The sequence below is a fragment of the Gilliamella sp. W8145 genome (assembly GCF_016101145.1).
Taxonomy (GTDB): domain Bacteria; phylum Pseudomonadota; class Gammaproteobacteria; order Enterobacterales; family Orbaceae; genus Gilliamella; species Gilliamella apis_A.
Map to the genome: position 1 here is coordinate 227698 of NZ_JACFRC010000001.1, position 14319 is coordinate 242016.

The window sequence follows — 14319 nt, forward strand, 5'->3', positions numbered from 1 at the left end:
AAGGAAAAACTTATGTATCTGAACACTAATTCAGAACAAACTAAACCATTTACTCATGTAGAACAGATGAAAGCACTTGGATGGCTTTCGTTCTTTCATATTTTAGTTATTGCTTCAAGCAATTATTTAGTACAAATCCCATTTGATATTTTTGGTTTTCATACTACCTGGGGCGCTTTTACTTTCCCATTTATCTTTCTTTCTACGGATTTAACTATTCGGGTCTTTGGCGCTAGTCTAGCCAGAAAAATAATTTTTGTAGTAATGATACCTGCTTTGCTACTTTCTTACGGGGTTTCAGTGTTATTTTTTGATACTCATTGGATGGGATTGGCTGCTTTATCTGAATTTAATAGCTTTGTTTTCCGGATTGCGTTAGCTAGCTTTGCAGCTTATTTAGTTGGGCAGTTAATGGATATTACCGTATTTAATTATTTAAGAAAAAACAGAGCATGGTGGGTGGCACCTTCTGCTTCGGCAATATTAGGGAATGGTATTGATACTATTGTCTTTTTTGCTATAGCTTTTTATAAAACTAATGACGAATTTATGGCAGCGCATTGGGGTGAAATTGCCACTATTGATTATAGCTTTAAAATAATCATCTGTGGTTTATTCTTTTTACCATTATACGGAATTATTTTAAATTTTATCTTAAACAAATTAGTTATCAAATCCCAGTAACTTGACTTTAAGTTTACCTATGGTTCATTATTTATCCGGCAGTTAAGGTTTATTGGCAATGTAATAAATTCCAACTGCCAATTTTTATCTCTCAAAAAAGGCCGTTCCTCAAAATTTCAACAAAATTCATAATTTAATTATAAAAAAATTTAAAAATTTGATTAAAGAAGTTTTGCCAAACCTTGCCTGAAAGTGCATAATATAGCTAAAAAAACAACCAATACATTCATTGTAACAGTAAGGGATTAGGTGAAATAATGAGATTGAGTAAACACTTAGCGGTGTTAAGTTTATTTTTTATGCTATGTGCTTGTGATAATCAAGAAGATAAAACTGTAGAGTCGCAGAAAGTTGATAAAACTGAGTTTACAACAGATGTCATTGACAACAAAACCGATGCTGTTGCAACAGAAACTTTAACTGAAAGTGAAGCTGTATCTCAATCTCATAATGCCTTTAATCCAACGCCAGAGTTAATTGAAAAGTATAAAGGTAAACAATTAACTGTCATTGATAGCTCAGAGGTTATTCTCGATGGTTCAAGTACTTTAGTGGTGACTTTTTCTGTACCACTAAATCCTAAATTGAATTTTTCTAATTTACTCAGATTAGTTGATAGAAAAACAGGTAATGTTGATGGTGCATGGGAGTTATCGGATAATGGTTTAGAGCTAAGACATCGTTATCTTCAACCAGATCGGCAACTGGTTTTAACCATTGATAAATTATTATCAGCCATCAATGATAGCCATTTAGAATCTGTTTATCAAAAAGAAATTACTACTCAAGACCGCCAACCTACAGTAGGTTTTGCAAGTTCGGGTATATTACTACCAAGCAAATCTATGAGCGGATTACCTGTCACAACATTGAATGTAAATAAAATTGATATTAACTTTTTTAAAATTAAACCAGAAAAATTACCTGAATTTATTTCTTATTTTGGTTTTATTGATTTACTCTCAATTTGGAACAAAAAAGAGTTTACTAGATATGCTGATTTAGTTTACTCATCAAGGTTTGATCTTCATCCAAAACCTAATGCGCAAGAAACCATTTTAGTAAACCTTTCTAATATATCTGAAGTTAATCAAGAAGGTGTTTATATTGCTGTGATGAATGAGGCAGGTATTTATAACGAATCGAATCCAGCAACTTTATTTTCAATTAGTAATATTGGTGTGTCAGTTCATCGTTATAAAAATGCTAAGCTAGTCGTAATGGCTCATGGTTTAGATAATGGTAAACCATTAGCAAATATTAACTTGTCATTAATGTGCCGTAAAAATGAAAATAATAAAAACTGCCATACAATTTCAGTAGTGACCGATCAGAATGGTTATGCTGAATTTAACCTAGATAAAGATTATGACTATTCGGTATTAACAGCCAGTGATGGCCAGCAAACTTCATTTGTAAATATTGATAGTAATGCGCTTAATCTGACTGATTTCAATTTGTCAGGCAGTCCTTTTTATCAAAAACAATTGTTTGTTTTTGGACCTCGTGATCTTTATCGTCCAGAAGAAACTGTCTATTTTAATGCATTATTACGTAATGCTGATGGGCAATCATTACCGGATCAACCAATCATTGCTGATATTATTTCTCCTGATGGTCGAGTGATTAAGAATTACCAATTAAAAAGTAATGCTGATTTAAATGGTTTATATCAGCAAACTTTTGATATTCCTGATGATGCAGCAACTGGTAAGTGGTCAATTCGTTTTAATTTAGGCGATGATAATTATCGTTTTTGGAACTTTAAAGTTGAAGAGTTTTTGCCTGAGCGTATGGCAATGGAAATCAAAAGCTCAGCAAACAGTGCGATTCTTAATGACGAAGATATTAACTTTAATGTTAAAGGTTGGTATTTATATGGTGAACCAGCAACAGGTAACAGTTTAGAAGCTAATCTCTATTTAAAGAGCGTTGATTCAGTTACTGGCCTAGCTGACTTCAAAATTGGAAAAGTGACAGACGAAAGCCTATATCGTGAGCTTGATCCTCTTGAAGTTGAGTTGGATGATGATGGTTTAACTCAAATTGAGGTTAGCAAAGATAATTGGTCTGGATTACAGTCTCCTGCTAAATTGGTTTTACAAGCAAGTCTACTTGATTCAGGAGGTCGACCGGTTACACGTTATGCGACACAAACCATATGGCCGGCAGATAAATTACCTGCAATTCGAGCATTATTTGAAGATTCACCATATTATGATTGGAATAAGGATCAATATTATGATCGACCTACCGTTGACATTGACCATAATGCCGAATTTGAAATTGCTTATGTCAATATTGAAGGTGAAAAGTTAGCTACAAATTCATTAAAAGCTCGGTTGATTCGCGAACGTCGTAGTTATTATTGGACTTGGTCAGATGAGGATGGTTGGCGATTAAACTATAATTCTAGTGAATATGTGGTTTCAGAAAATCAACTATCTATTGATGCAAATAGTACAACCAAAATAAGTTTTCAACCAACAGATTATGGCTCTTATCGAGTTGAAGTTGTTGATCCTCAAACTAACGTTATGACAAGTTTCCGTTTTTGGGCTGGTTATGATTGGGAAGATAATACTCGTGGCACAAAATCTGTACGGCCAGATCAAGTTAAGTTAACTATTGATAAACCATCTTATAAAGTTGGCGATATAGCTAGAGTGAATGTGCAAGCACCAGTTGCTGGCTCCGGTTATATCTCTTTAGAAAGCAATGAAGGTACCATTTGGAAAAAATCAATCACTATTGATGAAAATGGTTTAGATGTTGATATACCAATTGAAAATTGGGGACGACATGATATCTATATTAGCACCATGATAATTCGTCCATCGACAGATGCTACTGTACAAACAGTTAAACGAGCGATTGGATTATTATATTTACCAATTGATACAGCAGACCGACAATTAAATGTTGCAATTAATGCTCCAGTACAAGTTGAACCTGAAACTACTGTACCGATAAAAATCAAAATGGATAAACAATTTATCCAACAGGATAAAAAAGTCACTGTTTTAGTTTCTGCAGTTGATTCCGGTGTATTAAACATTACTGATTTTGTTACTCCTGATCCTTATACAGGATTTTTAGGGCGTAAACGCTATGATGTCAATATTTACGATGTTTATGGTAAATTGATTGAAGCTTCAGGGCGTAATGTTAGTATGAGCTTTGGTGGTGATGCGATGGGTGCTGGTGGTAAAAAACCATCAAATGAAGTCCTAATTGTAGCACAACAACTTGAAACTATTCAGTTAAATGATGAAGGCGAAGGGATCATTAACTTACCATTGCCTGATTTTAATGGTGAACTACGAATAATGGCGCAAGCTTGGGATAACAATCGTTTTGGTAGAGCTGAAAAAACGATGAAAGTTGCTGCTCCTGTTATTGCTGAATTAACAACACCTCGATTCTTATCTGGTGGTGATCAGGCGATTTTAGCGTTAGATTTGCATAATTTGACTGGTAGTACGCAAAACATGCAAGTTGAGGTATCAACTAGTGGTTTGCTTCATCAAAATGAAACAAAATCGGTTGCTGTAAAACTAGATAGTAAACAGAAAGATATTATTAAGATTCCTGTTGCTGCCGACTATGGTTATGGTAAAGGAACAATAAAGATAGATGTAAAAGGCATTTTGCTTGAAGATAATTCTGATTTCAATATAAGTCGTTCTTGGACAATTGGCATAAGACCCGCATATGCCGCAACTTCAAGATCTTATGTCGCAGCATTAGATGCAAATGAAAGTTGGCAATTATCAGACCAAGCTTTAACTGGTTTAATCGAAAATACTGTTGAAGGGCAGTTAGTGGTCTCTAATCAACCTCCTTTAAATATTGCACAATATATCAAAAGTTTATTTGCTTACCCGTATGGCTGTTTAGAACAAACTACGAGTGGGTTATTCCCATCTTTATATGCTAACAGTGATCAACTGGCGCAGTTAGGCATTAAAACTGATTCTGATGAAAAGCGTCGAGAAAAAGTTCAAACAGGTATTTCACGCATCTTATCAATGCAACGTAGTAATGGAAGCTTTGGTTTATGGAGTAACTATAGTGAAGAAGAACATTGGCTAACAGTCTATGCGACAGACTTTTTATTGCAAGCTAAAGAACGTGGATATCAGGTTAATGATAAAGCGCTTGATGCTGCAATGACGCGTATTGGTCAATATATTTATGATGCCTCTGCATTTAATAATCTTAGTTATTACGGTGATTTAAACGTGCTTGAGTTTAATAAATTATCTATTAAAGCTTATGCTTTGATGATACTTTCTAAACAAGAGAAAATCACTGCTGCAATGCGTAATGAAATTAATTATTTAACCGATAAAATAATGAGCAGTGATACATCATTTATCTATTCACCGTTACCATTAGCTCATTTAGCGGTAACAGCAAAATTGAATGGTTATCAGTCGACCTATGACAAATTACTGCCGTTAGTTTTTACTACTCCATATGCATATAATGATAGGTGGTTAGGCAATTATGGTAGTACAGTTCGTGATCAGTCATTAATTCTTTCTTTATTGATAGAAAATAATATGGCTAAGAATAATCAGGCAAGTTATCTATATAGTTTGTCAGAATTATTAAATGATCAACGTTATTTCTCAACTCAGGAATTAAATGCGTTATTTATTGCTGGTTGGACATTAGATCAACATAAAAATGGTAATAAATTCAAAGTGTCAATAAATGGCAAAATTGATGATGTTGATTCAATTGTTTCACACTCCTATGATTTTGAGGGATTAGCACAAGGATTGTCTATTAATAACTCCGCTCATGATCAGCCACTTTATATTAAATTTTCAGTTACAGGTTATGCAAAAACGCCTCCTGCACCAACATCGCAAGATGGTTTCTTAACTATTAATCGAACCTATTATGATTTACATGGTAAAGAAATAATACCATCGGATATAGAAGTAGGTTCCATGATGGTTGTCGTTTTGGATGTAACAGCCAAAAAAGCTGTTCATGATGCTTTGATTGTTGATTTCTTACCTGCAGGTTTGGAGCTTGAAAATCAAAATCTTACCAATAGCAGTGTACATTTATCAACAATTCCATGGGTTGCTGATTTATTAAAAAGTGATGATATTAATGAGATTAAATATCAGGAATTTAGAGATGATAGATATGTTGCTGCGGTGAATATCAATACCTATATCAATGAAAATAAATATCGTAAACGCGTTGCTTATTTAGTAAGAGCAGTGACTACTGGTGATTACATGATTCCTTATCCTTATGTTGAGTCAATGTATCGACCAGAGCGATTTGCTATAGGACAATCACTTGATTTGATGAAAATATCTAGTCCTAGCAAAAAAGATAATAGTGAAGAAGGTGATAAGTAATTTCACTGTAACATTTTATAAAAATGATTATTCCGCCAATATAGTTGGCGGAATTTTTTATTTTCGAATAAATTTAGCTGGGTAATATAATAACGATAATGAAAAAGTTCTTTTGTAAACTATTTAAATTTTTGTTGGTATTACTAGTTTTATTTGTTGGTGGCTTTTTTGTTGCTGATTATCTTTTTCCATTATCTGTTTCACAAAATAAAACTACGCAAACTGTCGTTGCCGACGATGAAACTCCATTATGGCGATTTGCCGATAAAAATGGTATTTGGCGTTATTCGGTGAGCCTTGATGAAGTCCCAGATTATTATCTTGACGTTTTATTAAATTATGAAGATCGTTATTTTTACGATCATATCGGTATTAATCCCATTTCTTTACTGCGTGCTGCTTGGCAAAATATATCTAATGATAGAATTGTTTCTGGAGGTAGTACCATTTCAATGCAAGTGGCTCGGTTATTATATCCTCATGATCGAACATTGTTTGGCAAGTTAAAACAGATCTTTCGCACTTTTCAACTAGAATTGCATTATAGCAAAAAAGAAATACTCACTTTATATATTAATCACGCACCTTATGGTGGCACAATTGAAGGTATAGGTGCTGCAAGCTGGTCTTATTTTGGTAAACAGCCCAAAGCATTAACCCGTAGTGAGGCAGTTTTATTAGCTGTGTTACCGCAAGCGCCTAGTAGGTTACGACCAGATAGGTTTCCTGAAAGAGCTAAGCAAGCTCGTGACAAAGTTCTAGATAGATTAGCTGAATATCAAGTGTGGTCAAATGACTTGATTGAACAAGTACGCCGTGATGAGGTTTGGGTTTATCCCCGAAAGGCCCCTCAGTTGGCTCCATTATTAGCTTATCGCTTAAAACAACAATATCCTAATGAGGATATTATTCATTCAACCATTGATGTGTCTCTCCAATATAATTTAGAAGATTTAGCTGTTAATCGTAAAAATCAATTACCTCCTAAATCATCATTGGCTATTTTAGTTGTTGATCATACTGATATGACTGTAAAAGGCTATGTAGGCTCGGCTGATTTTAATGATAAAGAACGTTTTGGCCAGATTGATATGATTAGGGCATTACGTTCTCCAGGTTCTACATTAAAACCGTTTATTTATGCCTTTGCTATTGATGATGGTATGATTCATTCTGAATCTTTACTACAAGATGTTCCTCGTATTACCTCAGATTATCGACCCACTAATTTCGATGAAGGTTTTTATGGTCCAGTTAGTGCATCAGAGGCACTAAGTAAATCACTGAACTTACCCGCAGTTCAATTAATCGAATTATATGGTCCAAAGCGCTTCAGCGCCAAACTGGCAGGTATTGGTTTGCCTTTATCTTCTATAGCTAATGAACCGAACATTTCTTATATATTAGGCGGCGCTTCATTAAGAATGGATAATCTTGTTAGTGCTTATAGTGCATTTGCTAGGCATGGTGAGGTGAGTCCGTTACGTTTCACTAAAAAGGAACCATTAATAAATAAACCACTTATTTCTGATGGTAGTGCTTGGATAACAAGGCAAATGCTAATTAATAGTAATCTGTTAGCTTATAAAACGGGTACCAGTTATGGCTATCGGGATGCTTGGGCGGTTGGAGTTAATTCAAGATACTTAATTGGTGTCTGGGTTGGGCGACCGGACGGTACACCTGTTGCTGGACAATATGGTTCAATATCTGCAATGCCAATTTTGCAACAAGTTAATTCGATACTTTTAAATAGAGAAAATCGTTTAAATCGATTTATTACTTCTAATAAAAAACCAGAATCAGTCTCTTCTATGAAAATTTGTTGGCCATTAGGACAACCTCTTCCTGAATCAGATGCGAATTGTCATCGACAAAAAACAGCATGGATATTGGATAAAATGGTACCACCAACATTAAGTACTTATAGCGAATTGAAAAACAATATTTACCGTTCTGGTTGGATAAATATTTGGGTTAATGCGCGAGGGGAACGTGTCGCAGCTGATTGTTTAGGCGCGCAAAAAAAACAGGTAGCATTATGGCCTGTTTCGTTAGAAAACTGGTTATTAACTAAAGAACGAAGACAATCGATATTACCGCCTATCGATAAAACGTGTCCTATAATGGGTAAAGATATTTTTACTTCACTTAATATTGTTGGGCTACGTGATAAACAATTAATTAGAGCATTGCCGGGCATTAATCAAGTGACTGTTGATCTCACTCCGGAAGGTGGTTATGGAGAGAAATGGTGGTTTTTAGATGGCGAATTAGTGGCTAATTCTCAAAATAATGAAAAAATAGCTTTAACAGTGACCAAAAAAGGGAAACATCGTTTATTATTATTAGATGAAAGCGGTCAAATTGTTCGATTAACTTTTATATCAGATTAATAAAGGAATTCTCGCATGGCTATACAACGCACTTTATCAATCATTAAACCCAATGCTGTTAAAAAACAAGTTATAGGTGAGATTGAAACTCGAATATCAAAAGCAAAACTCAAAATCATTGCTATGAAAATGATCAAGTTGACAAAGTCTCAAGCTGAAGGCTTTTATGCTGAACATCAAGATAAACTTTTTTTTGATAAATTAGTTAATTTTATGATTTCAGGGCCAATAGTTGTGCAAGTGCTGGAAGGTGAAGATGCTATTAACCAATATCGCCAATTGATGGGTGTTACGGATTTAAGTAAAGCCGAACAAGGAACGTTGAGAGCTGATTTTGCCGATAACACTACTGAAAATACCGTACATGGTTCAGACTCTATTTCATCAGCGGAAAGAGAGATTGCCTACTTTTTTGTAGATAGTGAAATAGTTGGATAATTGCTGAATAAGGCGAATATCACAGATAAATAAATTTTATGATTTTTCAAATTTATCTGTGACTTATATTAACTGGCAATATGTAACTTAAATGGTTGGCTTTGAAGATGTTGTACTGTTTCGATATCTAAATGGTTATCGGTAATAATATCGGTAAAACGATTAAGTGGTATGGAAGTAAATAAAGAATAAGAATTGTATTTACTGCTATCCGCAACAAGCACTACTTTATCAGCCTTTTGAGCAAATCCTGCTTTAATTAATGCTTTGTCTTCTGTTGGTGCGGTTACCCCTTTACTTAAACTCCAGGAATTACAACTTACAAATGCAATATCGGGATTAATTTGTAGAAGTAATGAACGTCCATGTTCACCAATGCATGATTGGCTACTATCATCAATTTTACCGCCAATGATGGTTACTTCAATCTGTTTAAACTCAGATAAAAAAAGTGCAATATGCAAATCTGATGTAATGACTCTGACAGGCATTTGGGTAATTCTTTTAGCTATTTCCAAAGTTGTTGTCCCTGCATCAAGCGCTATTGAGTCGCCAGCTTTAATAAGATCGGCTGCAACATCTGCAATAAGCTGTTTTTCACTAAAATTTTTATGAATTTTTTCAGATGTAGTTGGTTGGCTAGGAATAAAACGATTTAAAGTAACGCCGCCATGTGTCCGACTGATTACGCCTTGTTGATCTAATTTAATTAAATCGCGGCGAATAGTAGCAGGAGAGGCTTCAGTAGCTATAACTAACTCTTCGACTGTGACTAAGTTATGAATCTTAAGATAATCCATGATTTGATCTAGTCGATTGTATTTTCCCACTGAAAATTCCCCTTTCTATTTTTCTAAGTTTATTAATATTGTTAACTAAGATAACAGTTCCGCTAATCGGATTGATTCTATCATACTATCGGCTTTTGCAATACCTTGCCATGCAATATCAAATGCTGTGCCATGATCGGCTGATGTTCTAATAAATGGTAGTCCGGCTGCGATATTTACCCCATCATAAAAGCCTAATAATTTAAGGGGAATATGACCTTGATCGTGGTACATTGCAACAACCATATCAAATTTACCTTGATGGGCTTGTAAAAATACTGTATCGGGTGCACATGGACCAATGGCATCAATGCCACAAAGTTGCATTTTTTCAATAGCTGGTGTAACAAATTTTATTTCTTCATCACCAAACAGCCCATGTTCTCCTGCGTGAGGGTTAACGCCAGCTACAGCAATTTTTGGCGCAGAAATTCCTACTTTTTTAAGAAAATCATCAGCAATTTTAATAACTTTTTCAATTCTATCACTACTTAATTTATCCAAAAAGTTTCTTAATGAAACGTGAGTGGTAACATGAATCACTTTTAGTGAATCAGTATAAAGTACCATAGCGACATCTTTACTATTAGTGAGCTTCGCTAACAACTCAGTATGTCCTGGATACATGTGTCCTGCTGAGTGTAGTGCCTCTTTGTTTAGCGGTGCTGTTGCAATAGCTGTAACTTCGCCTGCAAGTGCTAATTCAGTTGCTTTTTTTACACATCGATAAGCTAGATCACCAGCTTGTGGTTGAATTTTTCCAGGTTGTAATGAATCGATATCTTCCAATTTTATATCAATTATATTAATCACATTTTTTGAGAAATCAGCCTCGTTCACGCTATTAATAACATTAAAATTAACATCGCTAAATAATCCCATTTTTAATTGTTTTTTTAATAAATCAGCCGAGCCAATTACAATCGAATGTATATTTTTTACAATATCTGATTGTAGTGCTTTGACAATAATTTCCGGTCCGATTCCAGCCGGATCTCCCATAGTTATCGCTATGATTTTTGACACAATTTATCTCCTTTAAATAAATCTTAATGCTTTTAAAAAAATATCTTTTGTTCCAAATCCACCGGCTTTAGTAAATATTTTATAATCTAAAATTTCATGGCTTAATAATCTACCGTAAGGGACTCCTTCACAAACTTGTCCCTCGATTGTAAAACCTATCGCACCTAAAGATTTAGCAATGGAAATAGCTACATCCCCACCTGTTAAAAATAAATTATTAAACTTTATGTTTTTAACTAATAATCCTAAACCACTACAGATTTTTTCACCTAGTTCGGTTCTTGATAATTGATATTGTTGGCAATACAAATCGATTTTTTCTCGTTCTTGCTTATTGGTACTGGTTCTGACAATACAATGTTGATTATTATCAAGTATTTCTTGAATTTTATTTTTATATGTTATTAACGTAGTTGCTGATAGTTCTGGTAATAAATCTGATATTTTTAGATCTATTACATTCCAGTTATTATCATGTTGAATGGTATAATTTATCTGTTGTTGAGTAATTTCGCTCATTGATCCTGCCATGACTAACATTGGTTTTTTACTTAGTCTTTCTGATTTTGGTTTTTTTTCTGTCATTGATGGCAAAAGGAATTCAACTAATCCAGCCGAGCCTACTAGTAAAACTTTATCTAGTAATCCTTGAGTTTGTTCTATAATCGTTTTTAAATCATGATTTGTTTCAGCATCGATTATGATGATCTTAGTTCCTTGAGTTGCAAAGTTTTCAATACATTTTGCTATTTGATGAGTTCTTACTTTATCTATATTGATTTCTTCACATGGATAATCTGTTTGCTGTTTTATAATTGTTTTTATATGGGATGAGCAAATAGGTGTTTTAGGATCAGTGGCAAATTCGGTGTTGATTAGTTCAATACCATTAACATAGCATTTACCATTTTTAGTAATACGATTCATATTAGGAAAAGCTGGTATAACTAAAGCAAATTTAATTTGAGTTGTTGCCAGTAATGTTTCTATTTCCCCACCTATATTACCACGCAGAGTTGAATCAATTTTTTTATAAATAGGTTGTAAATGTCGGTTATTTAAAACAACTTGCTTAATTCTATTTTGTGCTTCATGATATTCGATTGCTCTACTTTCAGTATTAACAACCATAACTTTTTTATCATTAATATGAGTTTTTAAAGGCTGTATAGATCGCCAATCAAAAACAACATCAACAGTGAATCCTTTCTTAACAAATTGTACACCAGCGTCATTAGAACCAGTGAAATCGTCTGCAATTATTAACCTTACCATTGACTAATCTTACTCAAAAAAAACTATTTTTAGGATTATACCGATTATTTAATCAAAAAAACAATAAAAATGATTAAAATAAATCATTTTAATCATAATGTGATCTGGATCATAGTTTTGCAATATTAAAATTGATCAATTATCTAACTTAAAATAACATTAAATGATTAAATTAAATCAATATGATTTTTAATACTCATTTAAATTGCGAACGATTGGAGCTAACTATGCACATTAACAGTACTGTCTTAAGTGGACAAGGTGTATTAAATGATCTTAATTTTCTATTCAAACAACATCGTCATGTCATATTTATGACTGATAAAAATATTATTAATTTACCAGTTGTAACTAAATTGATAAAAACACTTGTAGATACGGTTCATCATTTCACTCTCATTGATGATATTCCACCAGAGCCTAGTCATCATGATGTCATAAATTTATTAAATCGAATGAAAATAGCTAATGCTGATCTAGTTGTTGGTGTCGGTGGAGGTAGTGTTCTTGATGTTGCTAAATTAATTTCAGTGTTATGTGCTAAAGAGAATCAATTGACTCTTGAACAATTATTGGCAGGTGTGAAACCTTCTAAACGATGTACTTCCATTCTTATCCCTACTACGGCGGGAACAGGTTCCGAAGCAACTCCAAATGCTATTTTGGCTATTCCTGAAAAATCTACCAAACAAGGCATCATTTCACCAGTTATGTTGCCTGATTATGTGTGTTTGATTCCAGAATTAACTATTTCTATGCCAAATCATATTGCGGCCTCTACAGGTATTGATGCTTTGTGTCATTTAATTGAATGCTTTACAGCCAGTATAGCCAATCCGGTTGGTGATAATTATGCCTTAATAGGTATGGATAAATTATTTAAGTTTCTTGAGAGATCAGTAAATGATAAAACTGATTTAGAAGCAAAACTGAATATGCTTTGGGCTTCATATTATGGTGGTGCTGCGATTGCCCATTCAGGTACACATCTAGTTCACGCTATGTCATATCCTCTAGGTGGTAAATACCATATTCCTCATGGTGTGGCAAATGCCATTCTACTAGTTCCTTGTATGGAGTTTGTTCGTGACGCGGTGGTTGAAAAATTTGCACAAGCTTATGACTTATTGCCAGATGCAAACCTAAATTTAACTAATGAAGAAAAATCGCATGCATTAGTCAGTTACTTTAAAGATTTAGTCGGTCGTTTAGCACTACCTACAAAGTTACAAGAACTTAATATCTCGCCACAAGATTTACCCTATCTTGTTGATTCAGCTTTAGAAGTGAAACGTTTAATGAATAACGTTCCTAAACAAGTTACCAAACAAGATGTTTTAGCTATTTATCAATCACTTTTATAGACAATCCTACTCTTGGAGTAAAAATTATGAGCAAAAAAATAGAAGGAATTTTAACCGCCATTGTCACAACGTTTGATGAAAATGGGGATTTTTGTCCAAAAAGAATGCGTAAACAGGTTCAACGCCAATTAAATCATGGTAATAGTGTTTTTTGTAATGGTACCAATGGTGAATTTTTTGTTTTAACCCAGCAAGAAAAGATCAAAGTTACTGAGGTTTGCGTCGATGAAGTATCTGGACGTTCTCCTGTAATGTCTCACATCGGTGAAATTTCAACCCGAGAAACCATAAAATTAGGTAAGCAAATCGAAAAATTAGGCGTAGATGCTGTATCAGTAATAGCGCCATATTTTATTCCATTAAAACAAGAAGAACTCATCTATCATTATTCAACAATTGCAGATGCACTAACCGTTCCTGTTTATCTATATAACATTCCAGCCAGAACAGGTAACACCATTTTACCAGAAACAGCCGCCAAACTTGCCGAACATCCTAATATTGCTGGTATCAAGGACAGTGCAGGAAGTGCCGAAAGTTTGCAAGCCTTTCTTGATGTAGCAAAAAGCTTAGATAACTTTGATGTATTAACCGGTCCTGATTCATTGATATATCAAGGATTTGTTGGTGGTGCAGTTGGTTCGATTTCTGGGCTTGCTAATGTTGCACCGGGTTATATCAATGCTATCTGGAAAAACTTTAAAGCAGGTGACCTTGATAAATCTAAAGCAGCTCAGGATGCTGTAGGTGATTTAAGGAAAAATTTATATGCAACTGTATTCTCTCCGGCAGCAGTGAAAAAAGCGTTAACACTAATGGGAGAAGAAGTTGGTGTAAGTCGTTATCCAATCCAGTTTTCAGATGATCACATTGCAACCATTAAAACCATTGTGAATCATTTATAACAAATATTTAA

9 protein-coding genes are annotated in these 14319 nt (G+C 34.1%); 6 read left to right on the top strand and 3 right to left on the bottom strand.

Annotated features, from left to right (window positions below):
- The first annotated feature begins 12 nt into the window (after positions 1-12).
- The 4 genes from H3T80_RS01020 to ndk all read left to right on the top strand — a co-directional run bounded on the left by H3T80_RS01020 (position 13) and on the right by ndk (position 8908).
- Positions 13-684: a 7-cyano-7-deazaguanine/7-aminomethyl-7-deazaguanine transporter gene (locus tag H3T80_RS01020; RefSeq protein WP_110448223.1), complete on the top strand. Its 672-nt coding sequence runs from the start codon at positions 13-15 to the stop codon at positions 682-684.
- A gap of 257 nt (positions 685-941) precedes the next feature.
- Positions 942-6074 (top strand): alpha-2-macroglobulin, encoded by a 5133-nt coding sequence (locus H3T80_RS01025; RefSeq protein WP_198199309.1) that lies wholly within the window; start codon positions 942-944, stop codon positions 6072-6074.
- A gap of 98 nt (positions 6075-6172) precedes the next feature.
- Positions 6173-8470 (top strand): penicillin-binding protein 1C, encoded by a 2298-nt coding sequence (gene pbpC / locus H3T80_RS01030; protein WP_198199311.1) that lies wholly within the window; start codon positions 6173-6175, stop codon positions 8468-8470.
- A 15-nt stretch (positions 8471-8485) separates the two neighbouring features.
- A complete protein-coding gene (gene ndk, locus H3T80_RS01035; protein ID WP_198199312.1) occupies positions 8486-8908 on the top strand; it encodes a nucleoside-diphosphate kinase in 423 nt (140 codons plus the stop codon).
- Between the two features lie 68 nt (positions 8909-8976).
- On the opposite strand, the gene H3T80_RS01040 is transcribed toward ndk, so the two are convergent.
- The 3 genes from H3T80_RS01040 to H3T80_RS01050 are packed head-to-tail and all read right to left on the bottom strand — an operon-like array spanning position 8977 to position 12039.
- The gene (locus H3T80_RS01040; RefSeq protein WP_110448219.1) at positions 8977-9738 is read right to left on the bottom strand and encodes a DeoR/GlpR family DNA-binding transcription regulator; all 762 of its coding nucleotides are present in this window, start codon (positions 9736-9738) and stop codon (positions 8977-8979) included.
- A gap of 45 nt (positions 9739-9783) precedes the next feature.
- Positions 9784-10764 carry a 4-hydroxythreonine-4-phosphate dehydrogenase PdxA gene (gene pdxA, locus H3T80_RS01045; RefSeq protein WP_198199314.1) on the bottom strand — a complete coding sequence of 327 codons (981 nt, stop codon included), beginning with the start codon at positions 10762-10764 and terminating at the stop codon, positions 9784-9786.
- Positions 10765-10776: 12 nt separating this feature from the next.
- Positions 10777-12039, bottom strand: coding sequence for a four-carbon acid sugar kinase family protein (locus H3T80_RS01050; protein ID WP_198199316.1), 1263 nt, complete (start codon positions 12037-12039; stop codon positions 10777-10779).
- Positions 12040-12266: 227 nt separating this feature from the next.
- On the opposite strand from H3T80_RS01050, the gene H3T80_RS01055 reads away from it, so the two are divergent.
- Positions 12267-13403: an iron-containing alcohol dehydrogenase gene (locus tag H3T80_RS01055; protein WP_110448216.1), complete on the top strand. Its 1137-nt coding sequence runs from the start codon at positions 12267-12269 to the stop codon at positions 13401-13403.
- 26 nt (positions 13404-13429) lie between these two features.
- Positions 13430-14308, top strand: a complete 879-nt coding sequence (locus H3T80_RS01060) for a dihydrodipicolinate synthase family protein (protein WP_110448215.1) — start codon at positions 13430-13432, stop codon at positions 14306-14308.
- Positions 14309-14319 lie beyond the last annotated feature (11 nt).

Coding starts and splice junctions, on each gene's coding strand:
- H3T80_RS01020 (WP_110448223.1), top strand. CDS start 13: ATGTATCTGAACACTAATTCAGAACAAACTAAACCATTTACTCATGTA.
- H3T80_RS01025 (WP_198199309.1), top strand. CDS start 942: ATGAGATTGAGTAAACACTTAGCGGTGTTAAGTTTATTTTTTATGCTA.
- pbpC (WP_198199311.1), top strand. CDS start 6,173: ATGAAAAAGTTCTTTTGTAAACTATTTAAATTTTTGTTGGTATTACTA.
- ndk (WP_198199312.1), top strand. CDS start 8,486: ATGGCTATACAACGCACTTTATCAATCATTAAACCCAATGCTGTTAAA.
- H3T80_RS01050 (WP_198199316.1), bottom strand. CDS start 12,039: ATGGTAAGGTTAATAATTGCAGACGATTTCACTGGTTCTAATGACGCT.
- H3T80_RS01055 (WP_110448216.1), top strand. CDS start 12,267: ATGCACATTAACAGTACTGTCTTAAGTGGACAAGGTGTATTAAATGAT.
- H3T80_RS01060 (WP_110448215.1), top strand. CDS start 13,430: ATGAGCAAAAAAATAGAAGGAATTTTAACCGCCATTGTCACAACGTTT.